Genomic DNA, 25,523 nt, shown 5'->3' with positions numbered 1-25,523 from the left:
AATTACTTTGTTACAAAAAATAAACAAGGAGGAGTAGAAATGTTTGGAAATTTTTTTGGAAAATTAAAAGACGGACTAGCAAAAACAAGAAATAGCATCACAGAAAAAGTCAGTGAAGTACTAAACTTAGCCATTACAATTGACGATGAATTATATGAGGAACTAGAAGAAATATTAATCACATCAGATATAGGGGTAGAGACTTCTATTCATGTCATTGAAAAGCTTAAAAAAAAGGTGAAGGAAGACAAAATAAAAGAACCAGAAGAAATCTGGCCATGTTTAAAAGAAGTTTTGATTGACATATTAGGTGAAAATGAAAACCCAATACAACATGCAAATCTACCGGAGGTACTTTTGATAATTGGGGTTAATGGTGTTGGTAAAACCACTTCCATTGGTAAAATCGCTGCATCGCTAAAAGACAAGAAATATAAAGTTCTCATTGCTGCAGCGGATACGTTCAGAGCGGCAGCAATTGATCAGTTAGAGATTTGGAGCAGTAGAGCAGGCGTGGAATTAATAAAACATCAAGAGGGGTCTGATCCTGCGGCTGTGGTTTTTGATGCTGTTCAAGCAGCCAAAGCAAGGAAAGTTGATGTTCTAATTTGTGATACGGCAGGTAGGCTACATAATAAAAAGAATCTTATGGATGAATTAGCAAAAATAAATAGGGTGATTAAGCGAGAGTATAGTGAGGCCCATATGGAAACTTTATTAGTAATTGATGGTACAACAGGACAAAATGGAGTTGAGCAAGCTAAACAATTTATGAAGATATGTCCTATAGATGGTATAATACTAACTAAATTAGATGGCACGGCTAAAGGTGGCGTTGTAATATCAATAAAAAATCAACTTGATATACCGGTTAAATATATAGGCGTTGGTGAAGGTGTAGATGATTTACAAGAGTTTAATTCAAAGGATTTCGTAGAGGCTTTATTTTAAAATGTAGATCTAAGACACTGGTTCATATAAAAATATTGACCTGTTAAGTAAAACTACTTGACACTGCATTTAAAATCTGATAATATATGACTTGTGAGCAAGGTGATGAAATGGAAAAAAGATTTGAAATTTCTTTATTATTAGATTTTTATGGTGAATTGCTTACTGAAAAGCAGAGAAACATAATGGATATGTATTTTAATAATGACCTCTCTTTATCAGAAATAGCAGAGATAAATAATACTAGCAGGCAAGCTATTCATGATACCATTAAAAGGTCTGATAATGTGCTTTTAGTATATGAAGAAAAATTAAAGTTATTAAATAAAAATCATGAACTAAAAGAAACTTTAAAAGACATTATATCAAAATTAGATAACTTACAAGTTAATATAAAAGATGAAAATATAAATAAGATTATATGTGATATAAAAACCCAGATTATTGAAAACATTTAGGAGGTTTATTATGGCTTTTGAAGGGTTATCTTCTAAGTTACAGGATACCATAAAAAAATTAAAAGGTAAGGGTAAGCTTTCCGAAAAAGATATTAAAAATGCTATGAGAGAAGTAAAATTAGCATTGCTTGAAGCAGATGTTAACTATAAAGTGGTTAAAGATTTTGTGAAAAATGTTAGCGAAAAGTGTTTAGGTAATGGAGTATTAGAAAGCTTAACACCAGGGCAACAGGTCATCAAAATTGTTAATGATGAGTTAACTGATTTAATGGGTAATTCAGAAAGTAAGTTAGAGTTTTCTATAAATGGGATAACAGTTATAATGCTTGTTGGTCTTCAAGGTGCCGGTAAAACCACAATGGGTGGGAAACTTGCCCTTTCACTGAAACGAAAAAACAAAAAACCACTATTGGTTGCTTGTGATGTATATAGGCCAGCTGCAATTAAACAATTACAGGTAGTAGGAAAACAAATTGATGTTCCGGTTTTTACCATGGGAGAGAATGTGAGCCCTGTAGATATAGCAAAAGCATCATTAGACTTTGCTAAAGATAATGGTAATAATGTAGTTATAATAGATACAGCAGGAAGACTTCATATAGATGAAACTTTAATGGAGGAACTTCAAAATATAAAATCAAGTGTTAAGCCAAGCGAAATAATGCTTGTTGTAGATTCTATGACTGGTCAGGATGCAGTTAATGTAGCAGATAGTTTTAATTCGCAGCTGGATATAACTGGAATAATTTTGACTAAGTTAGATGGTGATACAAGAGGTGGTGCAGCTTTATCAATTAAAGCAATAACTGGTAAATCTATAAAATTCGTTGGTGTTGGCGAAAAAATGAATGATTTGGAAGTTTTCTATCCAGATAGAATGGCATCAAGAATACTTGGTATGGGGGATGTGCTTTCATTAATAGAAAAAGCTCAGGAAGCTATAAATGAAGATGAAGCAAAAGAACTTGGAAGCAGAATGCTATCTCAAGAATTCAATCTAAATGATTTTTTAGCAATGATGCAACAGATGAAAAAGCTTGGACCATTGAATAAATTGGTTGAAATGATGCCAGGTGTAAATAAAAAAGAATTACAGGGTGTAGATTTGTCTCAAAGCGAAAAAGAAATGGGAAAAGTTGAAGCTATCATAAAATCAATGACTATATCAGAAAGAACGCATCCTAGTTTAATTAGTGGTTCTTCTTCTAGAAAAAAGAGAATTGCTAATGGGTCAGGCACATTGGTACAGCAAGTAAATAAGCTGTTAAAAGATTTTGAAATGGCAAAGAAATTTATGAAGCAAGCAAAAGGATTCCAAAAACCTGGTAAAAAAGGTCTGTTTGGTAAAATGCCTTTTTAATAAAACTACTTGAGCAATGATTAAATTTAAGGAGGTGATTATACATGGCAGTTAAAATAAGATTAAAAAGAATGGGTGCTAAACATGCTCCATTTTATAGAGTAGTAGTTGCAGATTCAAGAGCTCCTAGAGATGGAAGATTTATAGAAGAAATAGGATACTATAACCCAACAACAGAGCCAACTACTATTAAAATTGATGTTGAAAAAGCAACTAAGTGGATGAAAAATGGTGCACAACCATCTGATACAGTTAAAAGGTTACTTAGCAAAATAGCAGTCAACTAGAAAAGTTTGTAAGTAATGAATGGAGGAGTTTTCCATGAAACAGTTACTTGAAGTATTGGCAAAGTATTTAGTTGATAAACCAGAAATGGTAGTAGTAAACGAAGTAGCACATGAGCATGCAGTACTTCTTGAATTATCTGTAGCTCATGAGGATATGGGAAAAGTTATAGGTAAACAAGGTAGAATAGCTAAAGCTATTAGAACGGTTGTTAAGGCAGCTGCTGTTAAAGAAAATAAAAAAGTAGTTGTTGAAATAAAGTAAGAGTTAGGTTCTGCCTAACTCTTATTTTAATTAAATTTTGAGTTTTAGTTATTTATATAAGTGATTTTGAAAGGAGGATTTTAAATGGAAGATTTTATGAGCGTAGGTAAGATAGGCAAGACACATGGCTTAAAGGGTGAAGTTAAAGTCTTTTCGCTAACGGATAGTCTTGAAAGATTTAAAAAATTAAAAAGTGTGTATATTGATGGTGAAATTAGAAAAATTGAAGGTTGCAAACTTCAAGCAGCTAACGCAATACTTAAAATTGAAGGTATAAACAGCATAGAGCAAGCAGAATTGTATAGAAATAAGTACTTGATGGTTAAAAGAGAAGATGCAGTTGAACTGACTGAGGATAGTTACTATGTGGCTGATTTATTAAATTGCAATGTTTTCGAGCAGGGCGGAGAAGAACTTGGAAAAGTATATGATGTTCTTCATACTCCGGGTAATGATGTATATTGGGTTAAGGGAAATAAAGAAGTGCTAATTCCAGTGCTTAAGGATATTATAGTTAGTATAGACATTAATAAACGCGAAATAATAATTAAGCCAATAAAAGAATGGCAAGAATGAAAATAGACATTCTAACTCTATTCCCTGAAATGTTTGATATTTTTAATTATAGTATCATTGGAAGAGCCATAGAGAAAAATATACTGGAGATTTCTCCTCGTAATATTCGGGACTATGCAATAAACAAACATAAAAAGGTAGATGATACTCCTTATGGTGGAGGAGCAGGTATGGTAATGCAAACTCAACCGCTAGTTCACTGTATTAATGATGTTAAATTGCATAATGGTGGAAAGGTAATATTCTTGGGGCCACGGGGTATTACTTTTACCCAAGATATTGCAAAAAAGCTCAGCACGGAAAAAGAATTAATATTTGTATGTGGACATTACGAAGGTATTGATGAGAGAACCTATGACTATATAGATATGGAGATTTCTTTAGGTGATTATGTTTTGACAGGTGGAGAAATGGCATGTATTCCTATAGTCGATAGTATTTGTAGATTAATTCCAGGGGTATTATCTTGCCCGGAGAGTTTCACAGAAGAATCCTTTTATGATGGCGTACTAGAATATCCTCAGTATACAAGACCAGAATGCTTTGAGGGTAAAAAGGTTCCAGAGGTATTGACATCAGGACACCATGAAAACATACGAAAATGGAGAAGAGTGCAGTCACTCTTAATAACTAAAGAAAAAAGACCAGATTTATTTCAAAAACTTAATCTTACGAAGGAAGATAAAAAACTATTAAGTAAGGCTTTTGAAAGAAAGCAATAAGTATAAATGTACTAGTATACTGACTAGTTATTTTTTACAGGTGGTTAATTAATTTCCGGAGAGTTATTTAAAATTAAAAATATCTTATATATAAGTATAAAAAGTGTTTTTATGTTGATATATATATTTTTTTATGATAAAATATAGTTTGTGCTAGTACGGACGGTCCTCTGTTATATTATAATAAGCATGAACGTCACAATAAAATTTTAGGAGGGAATGCACATGTTAGAAATTATAAGAGCAATAGAATTAGAACAAATCAGAACTGACTTACCAGAATTTAGTGTAGGTGATACTGTTAAGGTTCACATCAAAATTAGTGAAGGTAACAAGGAGAGAATCCAAGTATTCGAAGGAACCGTTCTTAAAAGACAACACGGCGGTTTAAGAGAAACTTTCACAGTAAGAAGAGTAGCATCTGGTGTTGGTGTTGAAAAAACATTCCCAGTAAACGCTCCAGTAATCGAGAAAATTGAAATTGTAAGACTAGGTAAAGTTAGAAGAGCTAAACTATTCTACTTAAGAGATAGAGTTGGTAAGGCTGCAAAAGTTAAAGAAAGAATGAGAAAATAAAATTGGGGCTGAAAAGTCCCTTTTTACTTTTAAAGATAATTAAACTTAGGTGTAAATATTCTTCATAAGTTTTCAATTAAGTAATTTAAGTAGTTTATTAAGTAGGTGAATATATTGACAAAAGAAGTTTTTGCAGTAGTAAAATCTATAGCAATTTCACTTTTAATCGCTGTATTTATTATAAATTTCTTATTCCAAATAGTTACAGTGAATGGCGAATCTATGGTTCCTACGGTGCAAAATAATGATAAATTAATAATTGAAAAAGTATCATATAGAATAACATCGGCTAAGAGAAATGATATTGTAGTAATAAAGTACCCTGCTGATATAAGTCAAAGAATAATAAAAAGAGTTATAGCAGTTGCTGGAGATAAAGTTAAAATTAACAACAATATATTGTACATAAATGATGAAATTATTAATGAGCACTATAAAAATGAAAATTTTATGGAAGACTATAATGAAGTTTTGGTGCCACAAGATTCAATTTTTGTCCTCGGAGATAATAGAAATTTCAGTAAAGATAGTCGTAGTAGTGATGTTGGGTTTGTAAAACTCAATCTGTTGGAAGGAAAAGCGGTTATAAGGCTTTATCCATTCAATAAAATTGGAGGGATTAAATAGTATGGCAATGACAATAAATTGGTTTCCAGGTCATATGGCTAAGACAAGAAGACAAATTGGAGAGAGTTTAAAACTTGTTGATGCTGTAATAGAAATTAGAGATGCAAGGATAGTTAAATCAAGCGCCAATCCACAAATTGATGAGATATGTAAAGATAAGCCTAGAGTCATTTTACTAAACAAAAGTGATCTAGCTGAAGACAAAGTAACCAAAGACTGGATAAAAAAGCTTACAACTGATACTATAAAGCCATTGGCTGTAAATTGTATTACAGGTCAAGGTCTAAAAAGTATAAAGATTACGCTTGATGAGTTATTAAAAGAAAAACATGATAGACAAAGAAAAAAAGGATTAGTTAACATAGTTACGAGGGTTATGGTAGTTGGTATACCTAATGTTGGTAAATCTTCTTTTATAAATAAATTAGGAAAAAATAATATTGCTAAAACTGGTGATAGACCGGGAGTTACTAAAAGCAAGCAATGGATAAAAACTAGCTTAGGTATAGAATTAATGGATACTCCAGGTGTATTATGGCCTAGATTTGAAGACGAGACAGTTGGACTTAATTTGGCATTTACAGGTGCTGTAAAAGATGAAGTCATAGATATAGAGGAATTAGCACTTAGATTAGTAGAAAGACTCCAAGTTAATAATGGAGAAAGGCTAATGGAAAGATATAAACTTGATGAGATTATGGAGAATCCTTTAGACAATCTAGATAATATTGCTAAAAAAAGAGGATCAGTAATTTCTAGAGGTAATATTGACTATAATAGAGTCGCAGTTATGCTTTTAGATGAATTTAGAGGTGGAAAATTAGGACCTATATCATTAGAAAGACTAGATGAAGTTTAAATTTTTATATAAAAAAATCATATGCAATTCCTATCTGAAAACAGGTAGGCATTTTAAAAAATAAATAGAGCATCTTAAAAAAACGTTAGTGCTATACTTGTTTTTTAAGATGCCTAAATAACACTATTAAGAAATAGTAAGGAGACAATACCATGGAATTTAATATTAAATTTTCAGACATGAGTTACAAGGAAATATCTACATATATGTTGAGTTTAGAGAATGCTGAAAACGATTTCTCTGATGGTGATAAGCAAATCATATCTAATATGCTATTACAAGACAAGAGGAAAACCGTTCAAAAATTAGGTATTAAAATATCTAGAATGATTGAGCTAAAAGAAAAGGAAATTCAGAGAGTAAAAAAAATGTACGAATTTGATAGAAGCTTTGGGGACTATAAATATGTTGCTGGAGTAGATGAAGTTGGAAGAGGCCCTTTAGCTGGACCTATAGTTGCAGCGGCAGTAGTATTAGATTTAAAATCAAACGAGGATAGAGATTTAATCTTAAGAGCTAACGATTCTAAAAAATTATCAATATCTAGCAGAAAAGAGCTAGCTCATATTATTAAAGAAAGAGCCTTAGCCTATAAAATTATTGCTATTGACAATAAAGAGATTGATGAAAAAGGCATTGGTTGGTGCAATAATCAAGTATTTATAGAATGCTGTGCGGGGCTAACTATTAAACCAGAATTAGTATTATCAGATGGTTATAAAATAAAAAACTTTTCAGATTTAAATGAGTTTGTAATAAAGGGAGATGCATTAAGTATAAGCATAGCGTGTGCTTCTATAATTGCAAAAGTATATAGAGATGAACTGATGGCACAGTATCATAATGAATACCCAAATTACGGATTTGATAGAAATGTTGGTTACGGCACAGAAGAACATGTGCTTGCAATAAAAAAATACGGAACTATTCCAATACATAGAAAAAGTTTTTTGAAAAATATTTTAGACGAAAATAAAAATTAAAATATATTTTAATTTTTATTTTTATTTTTTATCTAAAATTATAATTGAAAAGCGTCCTCAATATGATTAATTAAAAAATTATTATTATCATTATTCAACATAACTTCTACAACATCAAATCTGAAATTGTAGTCAATAATATTTTTTCTAGAAATATATACTTGAGCTGTTTTACAAATCTTCTTCTGTTTAGAGGAGGTAACCGATTCAGCGGGTGTTCCATAATGTATTCCATATCTAGTTTTCACCTCGACAAAGCAAATATAGCCTTTATTTATTGCTATTAGGTCAATTTCACCACATTTGCATCTAAAATTTTTATCTAATATTCTGTATCCTAAATTTTCTAAATAATTTTCTGATATATCTTCACCAAGTGCTCCGATATCTTTATTGAAAGTTTTCATTGCAAACATCCTTCCATAAATTTCTATATATACTAATAATAAATTAAAATAGATTAAAAATCAATATAATGTTTATAAATTCAAAAAGTCTGTAGATTGGATAATGTTCTAGTTTACCTCAATCCATTTATTTATGCTATGTATTAAAACAAAATTAGTTTAGAAAAAATTTATATATATTATGTTCTAATATCTAGAAAAAGGAGTAACAATTAAAGTAAATGAATTTATTAAAATAAAGGAGATTTTATGATAAAAAACATTTCTTATAAATTTAGGGATAGATTTTTTTCGAAATTTAAGATTGGAAAAATAATAATTATCATTATTGTAATGGTAGGCGTAGGTATATTCTTTCCGCATTTTTTTAGAAATACTTATACAGTAACCATTGCAAATAAACGAATAATAAGACATGATAATATTGATAGGTATTTAATTTATGCACAAATGGAGAATGGCGATATAAAGGTATTTGAGGATGCTAATAGTTTATTAGAATTTAAAATTCATTCTGAAGATGTGTACTGGGGATTGACAATTAATAGAAAATACGAAATTAAAGCATATGGCTTGAGTATACCTTTATTATCGTATTATCAAAATATCACAAAAATTAAAGGGTTAAATAGGGAAAAATGAAGTTATATATTGATTCGTTGTTACGATATCAATTTTTGTTCTTTTTTTATTTTCATGAGACATACATTTATTATATATTTTTGTGCATATTTATACAGTAAGTTAATGCTCTTGCTTTTTATTAGGAATGATTACTTTAAACTGTCATCAAACTCTTTTCTTATCATGGAAAGCAGGTTGTTATCAGTAATAACATCGTACCCAGTACAAGCGAGTGCCGTAGCCCCTATAATCAAAGAATTATGGGCCTGATGCGTTATTGTTGCTTTAGCCATTTCATCGGTATGTAAGTTCAATTTTGGGTTTCCTATTCCAAGCAGAGGATGTATTGATGGTACAATGTAACTTACATTTCCCATATCTAGTGAGCCGATATTTTCTGGTGGGTTGATATCTGTTATACCGCACATTCTCAAGTTTTCATTAAATGCATCAGATAAATTTTTATTAGTATTCATATCATCAAAAGAGGGCTCATATAAGCTGATTTTTACACTCGCCCCAGTCATGAGTGCGGCTCCATTTGCAATGTTTTTCACCTTTTGTATCACTTCTTTAAGATAGGCCTTTTTCTGGGCTCTTATGTAGAATTTTGCAACAGCCTTATCGGGCACTATATTGGCAGCTACACCACCTTCGCTGATAATGCCATGTATTCTTACATCTGAGGTCACATGTTGTCTCATTGCATTTATACCATTAAACATTAATAGCACAGCATCCAGTGCGTTAATTCCATTTTCAGGTGTGCTTGCAGAGTGGCTTGACTTTCCTGTAAAATCAAACTCTAGTGCTTCCATAGCCAAGGATGATCCACTTGAACATGTCTTGCCATACGGATGCATCATCATAGCAACATCAACATTGTCAAATACTCCTTGTTCAACCATATCAACTTTCGCACCAAATGTTTCCTCGGCAGGGGTTCCATATACTTCTATTTTTCCACCAACTTGGCTTATTACTTTGCTTAAAGCAACAGCTGCTCCGGCACTAATTGTTCCTATCATGTCGTGACCACAGCCATGTCCTATTCCTGGTAATGAATCATATTCACACAAAAATGCAATGGTTGGACCTTTTAGGTTACTGTCATATATAGCCTTGAATGCAGTTTCCCTGTTTGCTATATTAATATCGACTTTGAAAGAATGTTCTTCAAGAAAAGATGTTAATTTTTCAACCGCTTTAAATTCCTCACAACCTAATTCTGGGTTATTATATATATAATCATTTATTTCCAATAGATCTTCTTTTATATTTTCAATTTCATTAATGATTTGATTTTTCATCTTGTATACTCCTTTGTTCTTAGGCTTATATAACATAATAATTAAAATGGTTGTAACATTTGCTATATTTAAAATGGGAAATATGCATAATTATACGGTGATTAATATTTTTTGTCAAATATAAGTAAGCATGATTTCTGTGTTCACTTTATAAAGTTAATTGAGTATCAAGTATAAAAGAATTTTTAAAATGTAGTTTTAATGGAAGGTAGAAGTAAGATAGCTGTAACTGGTTATTAAATGGTCATTCACGGTAACACTTTCTTATTAATTACTACTTATATTATTAACAGCTTTTATTAATTTATAATTTTTATTTTATGGTAATAGTTAGTGAAATAATGTTTGTTTATTTTTCATAATAAAATTTCAGCTTCTTGGTAAACATATAAGTATAAAAAAATTTAAATAAGGAGGTAATTTAATTATGGAAAATAAAGAGAAAAAAGGTGCTTTTAATAGCTTAACAGGTATGATAATAAGATTTGTAGTAACTTCAATTATATTAGCTATAACGTCATTTTTAACACCAGGTTTTGTACTTGTGGGTCTACGGTCAATTATATTAGCGGCGGTAGTTATATCTTTAATAGATTATTTAGTGGAAAAACTTATGCGCGTCGATGCATCGCCTTTTGGGAAGGGAATAAAAGGGTTTGTAATAGCGGCTATAATATTATATATAGCGCAATTCCTAGTTCCTGGGATGAGAGTATCTATGATAGGTGCAATATTTGCTTCAATAGTCATTGGAATACTAGATGCTATACTACCAGGAAGAGCAATATAATCGCTGGAGTGAGAGCATTAAAAATTAAAATTTATAGTTAGTACATTTTTGTAATAAACAGCAAATAATAAATTATATTTGAATATTGAATATTTTTAAAATGGTTAGGAGGAGCTTATGCTCCTCTTAACCATTTTCATCACATTAAATCAATACAGATACAATATTATTCACCCGTGACATGCACAAACTACTTCTATATTTTCTATCAATCTTTTTTTGAAAATTTGTGACATAATTTTTAATGTACATATTTTTAATTTGTAAACACAAAATAAAATTGTTCTTTTATTATTAAAGGGAGGAAGTAATTTTATGGATGAAAAAAATGATGTATGTATTAATAAACAATTAAAATCAAAATCTTATTGGATTGATTCAACTAATGAAACAAACTATAAAGCTTTAGAAAAAGATGTTAAAGTTGATATAGCAATAATAGGGGGAGGTATTACAGGCATAACAACTGCTCTCCTTTTAAAAAATGAAGGGTTCAAAGTTGCGTTAATTGAAGCAGATAAAATAGCCAAGGGAGCTACAGGGCACACCACAGCTTATATTACTTCACAACATGATATAATATATAGTAATTTAATTAGAAGTGTGGGAATTGAAAAAGCTAAGCAGTATGCAGATGCTAATGAAGGGGCAATAGATTTTATAGAATGTATGGTAAAAAAATATAATATTGATTGCGATTTTTGTAGGCTACCAGCATACATCTATACAACGGATGAAAACTATATAGATACTATTAAGGAAGAAGCAGAAGCTGCTAAAAGGCTAGGTATAAAAGCAAAATATGTTGAAAAGTTGGATTTGCCATTTTCAATAAAGGGTGCATTATGTTTTGAAAATCAAGCTCAATTTCACCCTAGAAAATACCTCCTTGAAATTGCTAAAAACATTTCTAGCAATGATTGTAACATATATGAAAATACCAGAGCTGTAGATATTGAACATGATGATTTATACACTGTAATAACAGACACAGGCTTTAAAGTAATAGCTCCAATAGTTGTTTTAGCTTCACATTTTCCTTTTTATGATGGGTTAGGGCTGTATTTTGCAAGGCTTCGACCACAAAGGTCATATGTAATAACTGCAAAAATAAAGGATGAATTGCCAAAAGGTACATTTGTAGATGCAGGGGAGAAAGGTTGGTATTTTCGTTCACAAAAGTATAAGGATGTCCAGATGATAATTATCGGGGGCCAAGATCATAAAACTGCTCATGGTGGTGATATGATAAAACATTATGTTAATTTAGAAAAGTATGCTGAAAAAAACTTTAGTATTGAAAAATTTTTGTATAGATGGTCGACTCAAGACTATATAACAATAGATGGTGTGCCATATGTAGGTAATCTTACTTCTTCATCAGAAAATATTTATGTTGCTACAGGTTATGGTGAATGGGGAATGACAAATGGAACAGCGGCTGCGAATATACTAAGGGATATTATAGTTAATAAGGTAAGTCCTTATCAAGACGTATATAATCCATCGCGTAATATTTCAACTGATGGGATTAAGAATTTTGCTAAGGAGAATTTTGATGTTGCAAAGCAATTAATAAAGGGAAAACTTCAAGTTGGACAATATAATATTGAATTAAAAAATGATGAGGGAAAGATGGTAGAGATTGATGGAGAAAGGTATGGAGCATATAGGGACAAAAATGGAAAACTGCATATAGTTGATATAACATGTACGCACATAGGTTGTGAACTGAAATGGAATAGTGCGGAAAAATCCTGGGATTGCCCTTGTCATGGATCAAGATTTACTTTTGAAGGCGATATTATAGAAGGCCCAGCCGTTAACAGGTTAAATCACTACAAAGAAAGTGATAATATGGAGTGAAAGATCTACGTCAAAATTCAATAAGCTTCATCTATAAAATTAGTATACTCCATACAATAATAGTATGGGGTTATTTTACGGTGAAAGCCTTCGGTGATTTATTGTCCATCAGACCTTTGGACGTCACAGTTTCATCAAGAGTATTATGATTGAAATAAAAGTTGTTGTAAAATATTATTTTTATAATCATTTAATACATTTATTCTGAATATATTATTAATGATGAAATAATAATTTAGGAGTATGTTATGATATCAAATCAAAAATTTATAAATCAATCTTTAGAGTTAAATCTATTCTTTCTAAGAATAATGAAGGAGCACTCCATATTTTTGGAGGCAGCATTTGTTATAAAGGATAGAAATTTAATCAATCAAGCGGATGCCTTTAAAAATGAATTTACTAGATTGCTTTCACATGCAATATCCTTGTCTGACGGAGTAATTCCTGTTAGAGTGTTAAAGGCAAATGAAATTTCGACTAAATATACAATGGATGCTGAGAGGGCGACTCAATTTGCTACTGGAATTTTTATAGACTCAAGCGTAACTGCTATGGAGAACTCATTAGTACCTGGAATGAATAATATGAACCTATCCATGTTAACTGAACATGTTTATGCGCTGAATTACAATTCTATAGCAGCGACTAATATGATTGCTAAATTCAAAGCCAAACTTAAAAGCGATGTTTTATCCTGCAAGGTATTTACTACCGCTTATCCATTGTTAATAGATCATATACTTAGGGAGGCAATATTCTTTGCAACGTTATTAACAAGATTACAAAATGGTATTGAGATTGATGTGCAAAGAGATATAGTTGAACAGGAAACCTTTTGGAACAGAATAATGTCAGAGCATTCTTACTTTATTAGAGGGTTATTAGATCCTACTGAAGTGGAACTATTCGATATATCAAATAATTTTGGGAAAGAATTTGAAACACTAAGAAAAGAAGCATCTGCTGTGAATAAATCTTCATTAGAGTTATCTGGCCTTACGGATAACACTTTAAGACAAACTATTAAGATTAGAGAATTTAAGACTCAGGCTACTGAAGGACTCTTAAATTGTAAAATCAAGTCAATAATTGTTCCGCTTTTGGCAGATCATGTCCTTAGAGAAGCCAATCATTATATAAACCTTTTAGAGTTATTCCGTGACAAGTAGGACATTTAATATGTTAAAGTAAAGAAGGATTACATGGGAAATAAAGTTTTTCTATGAGTATAAAAATAATGGATAAACAAGTTAAATTTTGATAGTACTTATTATTAAATAGGACATAAAAAATAAAATAAGAATCATATTATACAAGTATAAAATGGACCCTATAAGGGATACAGTTAAAAAAAGAGGCATAATTGTCTCAAAGTTAACTGACTCTACTTTGTAGGGTATTTTTGTCATAATTGTATTGAACCACATGGATAGCCAGGAATACGAGAAATTAATTCCATAAATGACCTTTCCCCACTGTTTTCCCTTTGCCACTATAAATCAAATATTTCTTAAACGCAACAAGTACACTATGCTTGTGACTAAATAATATATAAAAAGTAAAATAAGAGTTATATTATATTTCTATAATATAACTCTTATTTATTTTCAAATTATGCCTGCTGCTTTTATAGTAATTAAAGGGTTTTACATTCTTTTATAGAAGTTAAAAGAGTGGGAGGTGAGGGTGTGGATGTAAATGCTTTGAGGGATATAAAGAATTCTATGTATTGTATTACTGGCACTCTAACTCATTTTATATAATAGCAAAATTATGAAAACTTAATAATTTAAGAAAGGTTTGATTATTTTATGAAAAAATTATTTAACGTATTTGGCCTCTTAGTATTACTTATAGGTTCAGTATTTATTACTTATAAAATACATGCTCCGATTAAAATAACAGAGACGCAATCTTCTGTAGATAAGACTACAGATAAAGAAAACATAATTCAACCTACTGCCAGTGAACTCACGCTACATCAAACTTCCTCGGACACAACTACGAAAAAAGCTCAAGTCATTTATGATATTTTAGGTACAAGTAGTAGACCTACAATCTATCCCGATGCAGCAATGACAAAATGGAGAAAAAATGTAGTGAACTTAGCTAAAAAATATCCTTCTGACTTATATATTAATGGCCAAAATGTAAACAAGGTAGTAGCACTTACATTTGATGATGGTCCAGACCCCATAAATACTCCTAAAATTATTAAAGTATTACGCGAGAATAATATTCAAGGCACTTTTTTCTGTATTGGTAAACAAATCGAAGCATGCAAATCCATAATTAAAGAGGCCTATGAAGATGGAAATGTAATATCAAATCATAGTTGGGCTCATAAAGACTTCGCCACTATTAATGCATCTGAAATTAGGAATGAAGTAACTTTAACTGAAAATGAAATCAATAAGGTAATAGGAAAAACGCCTGCATTAATAAGAGTACCCTATGGTGATACAAATGATGCTGTTCAGAATTCTTTAACAACATTAAATTACAAAAACATAATTTGGTCCACCGATACCTTAGATTGGGAGCAACGCGAAGTTGATAATATTGTTAAAAATTCAGTTGAAAACGTACGTCCTGGAGAAATAATCTTAATGCATTGTAATGAAGATAAAAAAGTCACTACCGAGGCACTGCCACAAATTATTTCAAAGCTTAAAGAAATGGGATACAGCTTCGTTACTGTAGATAAGCTTTTAGAGATATCAGCATATAAATAATTAAAACTTAACTGAATGTCAATTTGCTTTAGTCAATTACACTGTATCCATAAGATATCAGGATCATATGCTACTATTTCTTTGATAATTCATTTGAGCACCTCAGCCTGAAATAAATTCATAATGATTAACAATAATAAATACATTATAAAAGTATATGAATATTATTTAAAGGAGAGTCTATGCATAAAATAAATAATATAGGTAAAAGTGTGCCTAGAAAAGAGTCTTTAGATAAAGTAACAGGTATGGCTAAATATACCAATGATTATCAAATTCCAGGACTTTTATATGCAAGAATGATAACAAGTCCTCATGCTCATGCAAAAATAAAATCTATTGAATATGCAGATTCATTAAAATCTCCAGGAGTTAGGGCGGTAATAACAGGCAAGTACTTTCCGCAGCTTATAGGATCAACTATTATTGATAGACCTCCTATTGCAATAGATAAAGTAAGATACAATGGTGAACCCGTGGCGGTGGTGGTGGCTGATAGCGAAATCGAGGCTGAAAAAGCGGCTTTGCTTATAAAAATACAGTATAAACCTTTGCAAGTTGTGAATTCTCCTGGCGAGGCTCTTAAAAAAGATGCCCCATTGGTTCATGAAAATCTTGGTCAATATACAATTATAGATGATACGCTGCCAGAAGCTAATACAAATATTGCTAACAGAACTAAAATAAGAAAAGGTGATATTAGAAAGGCTTTGGATAAAAGTGAGGTAACTGTCGAAGCTAGCTTTTCTTTTCCACCCTCAGATCATGCTGCTATGGAAACCAGGTGTGTACGGGCAGAAATATTACCGGATGGTAGGGTTATTATATACTCTGCTTCTCAGGCACCCTTTGTAATAAAAAAGCTTATAAGTGATTTCTTTAAAATTGACCCTGGTAAGGTTATTGTTAATGTACCTTTAGTAGGTGGGGCTTATGGAGGTAAAACAGCTGTACAGCTAGAATTCATTGCTTATTTGTGTTCAAAGGCGGTTGGAGGAAGACAAGTTAAACTTACAAATACAAGAGAAGAAGATATGATTACATCTCCAGTTCATATAGGTCTTGATGCAAAAGTTAAGCTAGGATGCACAAAATATGGGAGGCTAACTGCTGTAAAGATAACATATTTATTTGATGGAGGTGCATACTCAGATAGAGCGGTAATTATAAGCAGGGCAGCTGCTATAGACTGTACAGGGCCATACAATATTGAAAATGTATGGTGTGATTCATTGTGTATGTATACAAATCATCCTTATGCTGCAGCTTTCAGAGGCTTCGGTCATGCGGAGCTTACATTCCCAATAGAGAGAATAATCGATATACTAGCGGATAAGATTGGGATGGATCCTTTAGAATTAAGATTAAGAAATGCAATATTACCAGGGTATACTAGCCCTACTCAAACTTTACTCACTAGAAGTAATTTGGGAAATTTACCGAAGTGTATTGGAAGGTTATCTGAACTAATACATTGGGAAGAGGGAAGAATAGCTGAAACCGAGGATGGTAAAGTGAAGGCTAAAGGTATAAGCTTCTTCTGGAAGAATTCAAATACAGCTTTAAATGCAGGAGGAGGAGCAATTCTTACCTTTAATCCGGATGGAAGCATTAATCTTATTTGTGGTGCAGTTGAAATGGGGCAGGGAACTAAAACAGCTTTGGCACAGATATTAGCAGAAAAAATGAAAATGGATGTAGATCAAATCCATGTAGTGATGGATGTTAATACTCAGATATCTCCAGATCACTGGAAAACAGCTGCAAGCAGGACTATTTTGCTGATTGGTAGAGCAATACTTAGAGCAGCTGAGGATGCCATTGATCAACTATGTATAACAGCAGCTATTCCTTTAAGGTGTTCCACCGATGAACTGGAAGTTGGTTGGGGAAGAGTATTTTTAAAAGACAATCCCCAAATAGGAATAAAAATAAGTAAAATAGCATTTGGCTATACCTATCCCAATGGAAATTCAGTTGGAGGACAGGTTATTGGAAGAGGAAGTTTTGTTTTAAAACATCTAACAGGATTAGATCCTGAAACTGGCAAAGGTAATCCAGGTCCAGAGTGGACTGTTGGTGCAACAGCTGTAGAAGTAGAATTTGATAAAAAGGAATATACCTACAAAATTACAAAGGCAGCTTGTGTTATAGATGCAGGGAAGGTTATTAATCCAGCGATTGCAAAAGGTCAAATTTCTGGTGGTATGAACCAGGGATTGAGTTTTGCTAGTAGAGAAGCATTTTTGTTTACGGATAAAGGCATTATTCAGAATAAGCAGCTAAGAACATATGAAATTACGAGATTTGGAGAAACTCCAGAGTATCTTGTAGACTTTATAGAAACTCCACAAATAGACGCCCCATATGGTGCAAGAGGAATTGGAGAACATGGTGTAATTGGAATGCCAGCAGCGCTTGCAAACAGCTTATCTTATGCGGCAAATGTCCCCCTTAACCAATTGCCGTTAACTCCTGAGTTCATATGGAAAGCAAAAGAGGGAGGGCAATAATGATTGCATTGGATTTTGAGTATTATAAACCTGATTCATTAGATGAGGCAGTAGAACTGTATCACAATCTTCGCCAGAGCGGTAAGGAGACTTTATATTATTCGGGTGGTACAGAAATAATCACTAGGGCAAGGAGAAATGATATATCTACAAAGGCAGTAATAGACACTAAAGGAATTTCTGAGTGCAATGTATTTGAAAAAAGAGGCGACCAGCTAGTAATAGGAGCTGCAGTTACGCTTGCTCGCATTGCCGAGAATAAATTAATCCCATTCTTGAGTAAGACAGCAAACTTTCCGGCAGATCATACATCGCGTAATTTGATAACTGTAGGAGGGAATATTTGTGGTAAAATCATATATAAGGAAGCGATTTTAGGCTATTTAATTGCAGATAGCAATGCAGTTATATATGGAGAAAAAGGTAAAAGGATAGTTCCAATAAATCGTGCTTTTAATCAAAGTCTTCAACTGGAAAAAGGAGAATTGCTTTTTCAATTGACAACAGATGTGAGTTATTCCGATTTGCCTAATATATGTATAAAGAAGACCAAACAAGAAAAGATAGGGTACCCTTTAATTAGTATGGCTGCACTTAGGAAACACAATAATATTCAAATGGCATTTAGCGGGGTCTGTGCTTTTCCATTTAGGTCTATAGAAATGGAAGGGTATATAAATAACAAAAATGTTTCAAAGGAGAAAAGGATAGAACAGGCGATAAGTCATTTGCCTGCTCCTATATTGGGCAATATGCAAGGTTCCTCTGGATATAAGAAGTTCGTATTAAGAAATTTGATAGATTATACTTTGGAAATACTGGATGGTGAAGGGAAATGATATCATATATTGAGACATCAAAAATAGAACTCAATATTAATGGCGAAAAGAGAAAGTTAGTTATTAGGCCTGCGGATACCCTACTTAGGGTGCTTAGAGAACAATTGGGACTAACTGGAGCAAAGGCTGGGTGCGAAAATGGAGATTGTGGTACATGTACTGTACTCTTAGATGGATTGCCTGTTAAATCATGTATTATGCTAGCTGTTGAAGCTATTGGACATAAAGTGACCACTATTGAGGGCTTAAAAGAAGAGCCAATTCAAAAAGCTTTTATAGATAAATGGAGTTTTCAATGTGGATATTGTACTCCAGGTTTCATAATGAACTGTTATGGACTTATAACCATTCACCCGGATGCAGATGACGAAACTATTGAGGAATGGCTTCAATCCAATATTTGCAGATGCACATCATATGAAGAGATTAGAGAAGCTGTAAAATCAGTATTACTCTTAAATAAAAAATGAGGGTTATGTAAAAATTAACGGAATAAGTAGCATGGTATCTAAGTTTGGATGCATTGTATTAGGTCAGATTTAACCCAACTTATAGCACAGGTAAAGTTATTATGCCTGTGTTTTTTGTTTTTTGTTTAAAATAAAAAGCTTTAATGAACTAAATTATATGAATAATGAGTCTACAGAAAATTATTTTGTCAATAATTATGAAATAGAAGGAATAATAAAGGTTAAGGTGATAATATGGCAATACAAATTATGTCTGCTGCTTTTACAGGAATTAAAGGGGTTATAGTTACTGTTGAAATTGATATCACTCGAGGGTTGCCTGCTTTAAACATTGTTGGACTTGCAGATATTGCAGTTAAAGAATCAAAAGAGCGAGTACGTTCTGCAATACTAAACTCAGGGTTTGATTTTCCAGTAAATAGAATAACTATAAATTTAGCACCTGCAGATTTAAAAAAAGAAGGGTCTCTATTTGATTTGCCTATAGCTATAGGGATACTTCTGGCAACTAAACAAATTATCGTTAATGATATTAACGATTATCTTTTTATCGGAGAATTATCTTTGTCTGGAAAGTTAAGAAAAGTAAGAGGCTCATTACCTGTGGTTATGGAAGGAGTAGAAAACGGAATTGAAAAATTTATTGTTCCTAGTAACAACGCAAAAGAATGTAGTCTTGTTAAATCTGCAAAGATATTTCCTTTAGATAATTTAAATCAAGTAGTGAGTTTTTTAACTTATAAGGACTTGTTGCCTTATAAGCAGTGCAATGATTTAGAAATATTAATAAATGAAGAGTTAGATTATGAAGACGTTATGGGACAAGAAAGCTCAAAACGTGCTATTGAAGTAGCCGCTGCAGGAAATCATAATTTACTTATGTATGGTCCACCTGGTTCAGGTAAATCCATGATGGCTAAGAGAATTCCTACTATACTACCATCTTTAAGTCAAGAGGAATCACTTGAGGTTACTAAAATTTATAGTGTTTCTGGAAATCTTGGTGATAATGGAGGGATTATTCTGCAAAGACCTTTTAGGAGTCCGCATCATACTATATCACGAATTGCTTTGGTTGGTGGTGGAAATAAGTTAATACCTGGAGAAATCTCTTTAGCGCATAAAGGAGTATTGTTTTTAGATGAAATATTAGAATTTAAAAAAAATGTAATAGAAATACTAAGGCAACCTTTAGAGGATAGAAAAATTAATATTTCAAGAATAAATGGAACTGTAGAATATCCATCAAACTTTATGTTTGTAAGTGCCTTAAATCCATGTCCTTGTGGATATTACGGATCTTATGAGAAGCGATGTAGTTGTAGTGATTATGAAAGAAGAAGGTATTTGAGTAAACTATCAGGCCCACTTCTAGACCGCATTGATATATTTACAGCAGTAAATGCTCTGCCTTATAATAAAATAGCTAGTGGGAAAAGTAGTGAAAAATCTAATGTTATTAAAAAAAGAGTAGAGGTAGCAAGAGATATTCAAGAAAAAAGATTTAGAACGGAAGAAATTCACTGTAATGCAGAGATGAGCCAAAAGCTAATTAAAAGGTACTGCCATTTAGATAATAAAGCTAGTAAAATCATGGAATTAATGTATAATAAATTTACTCTAAGCACAAGAGCTTATTCTAGAATTCTTAAGGTAGCAAGGACTATTGCAGATTTAGATGAAAGTGAGAATATCTTAGATAAACATATAATTGAAGCTATGCAATATAGAAAATTTATAGATGAAAAGATAGTTTAACGACATTTCAGAAGGGAAGTCTCCCACTTCTATAAGTGGGAGTTCCATACTATAACAAAGAGAAAACTTCAGTGGGAGTGTAAATCTCCTTCTGAAGTCGTCAATGCATCTTCTGTGAAGATGTTTCAGCTCCGCAGGAGATGATTTAATTGGTAATATAAAAAAATAAATTTAAGTTAGTGGAGGTAGAGTGAAAAAAATGAATGACTATGATATATGGTTTTCTTTAATTAAATTATCCCCTAAAAATAAACTGAAATTAATAAATGATTTTCATAATACAGAAAAAATATGGTATTATGGTGTACATAATAAAAAAACAGAATATTTTAAAAATAATTTAATTGACGTACTTACAGATGCTTGGAATGAGGGTGAAATTGATAAGGTAAAAAAAAAATTAGAGGTTAATGAAATAAAATCAGTTACTTATTTAGAAGAGGAATATCCTAAAAAATTAAAAAATTATGATGATGCACCATTTGCGTTATTTTATAAAGGAAACATATTGCCATTAGAGGATGGATTCAATATTTCTATAGTTGGTTCGAGGAAGTATTCAAATTATGGTAAGGATGTTACTAAAATTATATGCTCGGATTTATGTGCTAATAATATTAACATTATTAGCGGAATGGCTAAGGGCATTGACACTTTTGCCCATGAAAGTTGTTTAGAAGGCGAAGGCTATACTTGTGCAGTTTTAGGTTCAGGGTTAGATATAGTATACCCAAAAGAAAATCTTAAAATTTTCAATGAGATAATTGAAAAAGGTGCTGTTATTTCAGAGTTTTTACCAGGAACACCACCACATGCTTACAACTTTCCCCAAAGGAATAGAATAATAAGCGCTCTCGGTGATATTATTATTGTAATAGAGGCTGGTGAAAAAAGTGGATCTTTAATTACAGCAAATTTAGCACTCGAACAAGGTAAAGATGTTATGGCTGTGCCAGGCTCTATATTTTCATATGAAAGCAAAGGAACCAATAAATTAATTAAGGATGGAGCATACCCTATGACTTGTTCTGATGATATATTTAATTTAATGGGGATAGAGATGAAGAATCAAAAAAAAACCACTGTGCGGTCTTTTAATAGTCAAATTAACAAAAAGATATATAGCATTATAAATGATAGTCCACTACATATAAACGATATTATTAGAATAACTAACATTGACATAAAACAATTATATGAGGTATTATTTGAAATGCAGATTAAAAATGAAATATTATGTCTATCAGGAAACTATTATGTAAAAGTAAATGACAAAATATAAGTAAATATATATTAACTATATTAGAATACATTGATGGAGGGGATAAGATGGGACAAAAACTTGTTATAGTTGAGTCGCCGGCTAAAGCTAAAACTATAAAAAAATATTTAGGAAGTAGTTATGTAGTTGAGGCGTCCATGGGGCATGTTAGAGATTTGCCAAAAAGCCAATTGGGGGTTGACATAGAAAATAATTATGAACCTAAATATATAACTATCCGTGGTAAGGGAGAACTTCTTTCGAAACTAAGAAAAGAAGCAAAAAAAAGCGACAAGATTTATTTGGCAACAGATCCTGATAGGGAGGGTGAAGCTATAGCTTGGCATTTAGCAAAAGCCTTAAAAATAGATGAAAAAGATAAGTGTCGGATAGAATTCAATGAGATAACCAAAACAGCGGTTAAAAACGCTATAAAGTCGCCAAGGGTAATAAATGCGACGCTTGTGGATGCCCAACAAGCAAGGCGTATACTTGATAGATTGGTTGGATATGAAATTAGTCCTATACTTTGGAGAAAAGTTAAATGGGGACTTAGTGCAGGTCGAGTTCAATCAGTTACACTTAAAATAATCTGTGACAGACAAAAGGAAATAGAAAAATTTATAAGCAAAGAGTATTGGACTATAGAATGCGAGTTGTACAAAGAAGGAGATTCTCAGAAATTAAATGTTAAATTAGCTTCTAAGGGTAAAGAAAAAGTTGAAATGAATTCTAAAGAAGAAAGTGATAATGTCATTAATGAACTTAAGGAAAAAGAATTCATTATAAGCAAAATAAAGAAATCATCGAAGACTAGAAAACCATTACCACCATTCATAACAAGTACATTGCAGCAAGATGCATATAGAAAACTTAATTTTGCAACTAAAAGAACTATGTCTATTGCGCAACAATTATATGAAGGTATGGAGATAGAAGGACATGGAACAGTGGGATTAATTACATATATGAGAACTGATTCTACTAGAATAGCTGAAGAAGCTCAAATAAATGCGAAAGAATTTATTGAGAGTAAATATGGGGAGAAGTACTATCCGAGTACCCCTAGAATATACAAAAGTAAAAAAAACATACAAGATGCTCATGAAGCTGTTAGACCTTCTTATGTTGAAATAACGCCAGAGATAGCAAAAAAAACTCTTAAAGCTCCACAATACAAACTATATAAATTAATTTGGAATAGATATGTAGCAAGTCAAATGGAATCATGTTTACTAAATACCATATCTATTGATATAGTAAATGGAGACTATGTGTTTAAGGCATCGGGGTCTAAAGTATCCTTCGATGGATTCAGAAAAATTTATGATGAAGAGCCAGATGAAGAAGAAAATACTTTGAAAATTCCAGAATTGAATGAAGGAGACATTCTGCAATGTGAAAAAACCGAAGGAAAGCAGCATTTTACTCAGCCACCTGCTAAATTTTCTGAGGCATCTCTTGTAAAAACATTAGAAGAAAATGGCATAGGAAGACCTAGTACTTATGCACCTATTATTACAACTCTTCTAAATAGAAAGTATGTAGAAAAAGACCAAAAGATTTTAGAAGTTACAGAAATAGGAAATATTGTGAATGACATTTTAAGTGAATACTTTAAACAGATAGTGGATATTGAATTTACAGCACAAATGGAGAATAATTTAGATTATATAGAACAAGGACAGGAAAAGTGGCAAAATATAGTTAGTGAATTTTTTACACCATTAAAAGAAGATATTGAAATTGCTGAAAAAGAGATAGCTAAAATCACAATAGAAGATGAAGTTACAGACGTAGAATGTGATAAATGTGGCAAGTTAATGGTAATAAAACATGGGAGATTTGGTGATTTCATGGCATGCCCTGGTTACCCAGAATGCAAAAACACAAAAGCAATTACTAAAGAACTAGAACTTCCATGTCCTAAATGTGGCGGGAAAATTTTAGAAAGAAGAAGTAAGAAAGGAACTAGATTTTTTGGATGCAGTAATTATCCAGAATGTGATTTTGTAAGCTGGTTTGAGCCTACCGAAATAAAATGTTCTGAGTGTGGTACATATATGTTAAAAAGATATAGTAAAACTAAAGGCGATTATATGGAATGTTCTAATAAAGAATGTAAACATAAGGAATACAAAGTCGAAGAAAATAGGGAAGAGAGTAGTGAGGAAAAGTAAAATTTAATAAATATAATGTCGAAATTTAAAAAACACTGTTGATATAGCATGAATGTTGTGATAGTATTAAGTGGACAAGGAACGATTCTAAAAATTTGAAATATTTTGAACTTTACTTATGCTAAAGCAAGATAGATTTATGAATTGGATTAAATAATATAGATTGTGTTTTATAACATAAATGAGGAGGAATATTGTGTCACTATTAGCTAAAACAAGAATGCTAAATAAAATATTGCAAAAATCAGGAACGGAACCAGTAGTTTTTGATGATATTTGTAATTTGCTAAGCGATGTATTGCAATGTAATGTATATATTATTAGCAGAAAAGGAAAAATATTGGGTTATAATTTATCAAGCGGATTTGAATGTGAAATCGTAAAGGATGAAATTATAAAAAATATGAGATTTCCGGAAAATTACAATAATAGTTTGCTTAATGTCAACGAAACAAGGGCTAATCTTACGAATAAAAATATTTGTGTATTCCAAGATGATAGGGAATGCTCAATAGAAAATAAATTATCCACCATAGTACCGATAAATGGTAACAGAGAGAGATTAGGTACTCTTTTACTTGCTAGATTTGATAAAGAGTTTACAGATGATGATTTAGTCTTAGTTGAATATAGTGCTACTATAGTTGGACTTGAGATTTTGAGAGCTAAAAATGATTTGATAGAAGAAGAAGAAAGGAAAAAAGCAGTAGTGCAACTTGCTATTGGAACACTATCTTATTCTGAACTAGAAGCTGTACAACATATTTTCAATGAATTAGACGGAATTGAAGGCTTGTTAGTAGCATCTAGAATAGCAGACAAAGTTGGAATAACTAGATCTGTTATTGTTAATGCACTTAGAAAATTTGAAAGTGCAGGAGTAATAGAATCAAGATCACTTGGAATGAAGGGTACTCATATCAAAATATTAAATGAGAAGCTAATTGACGAGCTTAAAAAAATAAAATAATTTGAGGCAGAGCAATTTTGTTCTGCCTTAAATTGTTTTTAATTATTAAAATATAAATATAGATGAAACAAGTATTTCAATTTTATTAAAAAAAATATTGAATACATTATCACATTGTGATATACTATGTAGGTAA

Annotated in this window: 25 protein-coding genes; 23 read left to right on the top strand and 2 right to left on the bottom strand. The window is 31.6% G+C overall.

Annotated features, from left to right (window positions below):
* The first annotated feature begins 39 nt into the window (after positions 1-39).
* The 11 genes from ftsY (at position 40) to ACWJKS_RS11105 (ending at position 7,661) form a co-directional block, all read left to right on the top strand.
* Positions 40-951 carry a signal recognition particle-docking protein FtsY gene (gene ftsY / locus ACWJKS_RS11155; protein ID WP_216302542.1) on the top strand — a complete coding sequence of 304 codons (912 nt, stop codon included), beginning with the start codon at positions 40-42 and terminating at the stop codon, positions 949-951.
* 110 nt (positions 952-1,061) lie between these two features.
* Complete coding sequence (locus ACWJKS_RS11150; RefSeq protein WP_216302543.1) at positions 1,062-1,409, top strand: putative DNA-binding protein; 348 nt, start codon at positions 1,062-1,064, stop codon at positions 1,407-1,409.
* A gap of 10 nt (positions 1,410-1,419) precedes the next feature.
* Complete coding sequence (ffh, locus tag ACWJKS_RS11145; RefSeq protein ID WP_216302544.1) at positions 1,420-2,769, top strand: signal recognition particle protein; 1,350 nt, start codon at positions 1,420-1,422, stop codon at positions 2,767-2,769.
* A gap of 44 nt (positions 2,770-2,813) precedes the next feature.
* Entirely contained in the window at positions 2,814-3,056 is a 243-nt protein-coding gene (gene rpsP, locus ACWJKS_RS11140; RefSeq protein ID WP_165414012.1) for a 30S ribosomal protein S16, read from the top strand.
* 34 nt (positions 3,057-3,090) lie between these two features.
* Complete coding sequence (locus ACWJKS_RS11135) at positions 3,091-3,318, top strand: KH domain-containing protein (RefSeq protein WP_165414011.1); 228 nt, start codon at positions 3,091-3,093, stop codon at positions 3,316-3,318.
* 84 nt (positions 3,319-3,402) lie between these two features.
* The gene (gene rimM / locus ACWJKS_RS11130; protein ID WP_462959593.1) at positions 3,403-3,894 is read left to right on the top strand and encodes a ribosome maturation factor RimM; all 492 of its coding nucleotides are present in this window, start codon (positions 3,403-3,405) and stop codon (positions 3,892-3,894) included.
* Positions 3,891-4,616 carry a tRNA (guanosine(37)-N1)-methyltransferase TrmD gene (gene trmD / locus ACWJKS_RS11125; protein WP_216302545.1) on the top strand — a complete coding sequence of 242 codons (726 nt, stop codon included), beginning with the start codon at positions 3,891-3,893 and terminating at the stop codon, positions 4,614-4,616. Before rimM ends, trmD begins: the two co-directional genes overlap by 4 nt.
* A 225-nt stretch (positions 4,617-4,841) precedes the next feature.
* Positions 4,842-5,192: a 50S ribosomal protein L19 gene (gene rplS / locus ACWJKS_RS11120; RefSeq protein WP_165414008.1), complete on the top strand. Its 351-nt coding sequence runs from the start codon at positions 4,842-4,844 to the stop codon at positions 5,190-5,192.
* Between the two features lie 114 nt (positions 5,193-5,306).
* Positions 5,307-5,819, top strand: coding sequence for a signal peptidase I (gene lepB, locus ACWJKS_RS11115; protein ID WP_462959122.1), 513 nt, complete (start codon positions 5,307-5,309; stop codon positions 5,817-5,819).
* A gap of 7 nt (positions 5,820-5,826) precedes the next feature.
* Positions 5,827-6,678 carry a ribosome biogenesis GTPase YlqF gene (ylqF, locus tag ACWJKS_RS11110; protein WP_216302558.1) on the top strand — a complete coding sequence of 284 codons (852 nt, stop codon included), beginning with the start codon at positions 5,827-5,829 and terminating at the stop codon, positions 6,676-6,678.
* A gap of 179 nt (positions 6,679-6,857) precedes the next feature.
* A complete protein-coding gene (locus ACWJKS_RS11105; RefSeq protein ID WP_369811891.1) occupies positions 6,858-7,661 on the top strand; it encodes a ribonuclease HII in 804 nt (267 codons plus the stop codon).
* A gap of 38 nt (positions 7,662-7,699) precedes the next feature.
* Here the strand turns inward: ACWJKS_RS11105 and ACWJKS_RS11100 are convergent, their stop codons facing one another.
* Complete coding sequence (locus ACWJKS_RS11100; protein WP_216302547.1) at positions 7,700-8,068, bottom strand: YraN family protein; 369 nt, start codon at positions 8,066-8,068, stop codon at positions 7,700-7,702.
* 249 nt (positions 8,069-8,317) lie between these two features.
* Between ACWJKS_RS11100 and ACWJKS_RS11095 the strand changes: the two genes are divergently transcribed.
* A complete protein-coding gene (locus ACWJKS_RS11095; RefSeq protein WP_216302548.1) occupies positions 8,318-8,710 on the top strand; it encodes a DUF1523 domain-containing protein in 393 nt (130 codons plus the stop codon).
* Between the two features lie 131 nt (positions 8,711-8,841).
* On the opposite strand, the gene ACWJKS_RS11090 is transcribed toward ACWJKS_RS11095, so the two are convergent.
* A complete protein-coding gene (locus ACWJKS_RS11090; RefSeq protein ID WP_216302549.1) occupies positions 8,842-10,002 on the bottom strand; it encodes a M20 family metallopeptidase in 1,161 nt (386 codons plus the stop codon).
* 427 nt (positions 10,003-10,429) lie between these two features.
* On the opposite strand from ACWJKS_RS11090, the gene ACWJKS_RS11085 reads away from it, so the two are divergent.
* The 11 genes from ACWJKS_RS11085 to codY all read left to right on the top strand — a co-directional run bounded on the left by ACWJKS_RS11085 (position 10,430) and on the right by codY (position 25,387).
* Positions 10,430-10,792 carry a phage holin family protein gene (locus ACWJKS_RS11085; RefSeq protein WP_165414002.1) on the top strand — a complete coding sequence of 121 codons (363 nt, stop codon included), beginning with the start codon at positions 10,430-10,432 and terminating at the stop codon, positions 10,790-10,792.
* A gap of 315 nt (positions 10,793-11,107) precedes the next feature.
* Positions 11,108-12,658: an FAD-dependent oxidoreductase gene (locus ACWJKS_RS11080; protein ID WP_220319501.1), complete on the top strand. Its 1,551-nt coding sequence runs from the start codon at positions 11,108-11,110 to the stop codon at positions 12,656-12,658.
* Positions 12,659-12,906: 248 nt separating this feature from the next.
* Positions 12,907-13,830 carry a DUF2935 domain-containing protein gene (locus ACWJKS_RS11075; protein WP_220319502.1) on the top strand — a complete coding sequence of 308 codons (924 nt, stop codon included), beginning with the start codon at positions 12,907-12,909 and terminating at the stop codon, positions 13,828-13,830.
* A 642-nt stretch (positions 13,831-14,472) separates the two neighbouring features.
* Positions 14,473-15,396 carry a polysaccharide deacetylase family protein gene (locus ACWJKS_RS11070; protein ID WP_462959592.1) on the top strand — a complete coding sequence of 308 codons (924 nt, stop codon included), beginning with the start codon at positions 14,473-14,475 and terminating at the stop codon, positions 15,394-15,396.
* Positions 15,397-15,578: 182 nt separating this feature from the next.
* Entirely contained in the window at positions 15,579-17,909 is a 2,331-nt protein-coding gene (locus ACWJKS_RS11065) for a xanthine dehydrogenase family protein molybdopterin-binding subunit (RefSeq protein WP_462959591.1), read from the top strand.
* A complete protein-coding gene (locus ACWJKS_RS11060) occupies positions 17,909-18,748 on the top strand; it encodes an FAD binding domain-containing protein (RefSeq protein ID WP_462959590.1) in 840 nt (279 codons plus the stop codon). Before ACWJKS_RS11065 ends, ACWJKS_RS11060 begins: the two co-directional genes overlap by 1 nt.
* Entirely contained in the window at positions 18,745-19,218 is a 474-nt protein-coding gene (locus ACWJKS_RS11055; RefSeq protein WP_220285898.1) for a (2Fe-2S)-binding protein, read from the top strand. Before ACWJKS_RS11060 ends, ACWJKS_RS11055 begins: the two co-directional genes overlap by 4 nt.
* A gap of 234 nt (positions 19,219-19,452) precedes the next feature.
* Positions 19,453-20,976: a YifB family Mg chelatase-like AAA ATPase gene (locus ACWJKS_RS11050; protein WP_462952916.1), complete on the top strand. Its 1,524-nt coding sequence runs from the start codon at positions 19,453-19,455 to the stop codon at positions 20,974-20,976.
* A gap of 199 nt (positions 20,977-21,175) precedes the next feature.
* Positions 21,176-22,258 carry a DNA-processing protein DprA gene (gene dprA, locus ACWJKS_RS11045; protein ID WP_216303115.1) on the top strand — a complete coding sequence of 361 codons (1,083 nt, stop codon included), beginning with the start codon at positions 21,176-21,178 and terminating at the stop codon, positions 22,256-22,258.
* 47 nt (positions 22,259-22,305) lie between these two features.
* Complete coding sequence (topA, locus tag ACWJKS_RS11040; RefSeq protein WP_216303099.1) at positions 22,306-24,417, top strand: type I DNA topoisomerase; 2,112 nt, start codon at positions 22,306-22,308, stop codon at positions 24,415-24,417.
* A gap of 193 nt (positions 24,418-24,610) precedes the next feature.
* Positions 24,611-25,387 (top strand): GTP-sensing pleiotropic transcriptional regulator CodY, encoded by a 777-nt coding sequence (gene codY / locus ACWJKS_RS11035; protein WP_165414693.1) that lies wholly within the window; start codon positions 24,611-24,613, stop codon positions 25,385-25,387.
* Positions 25,388-25,523: the final 136 nt, after the last annotated feature.

It is taken from the genome of Clostridium sp. CM038, from assembly GCF_055081105.1.
This window is presented reverse-complemented; position numbering and strand designations above follow the sequence as displayed.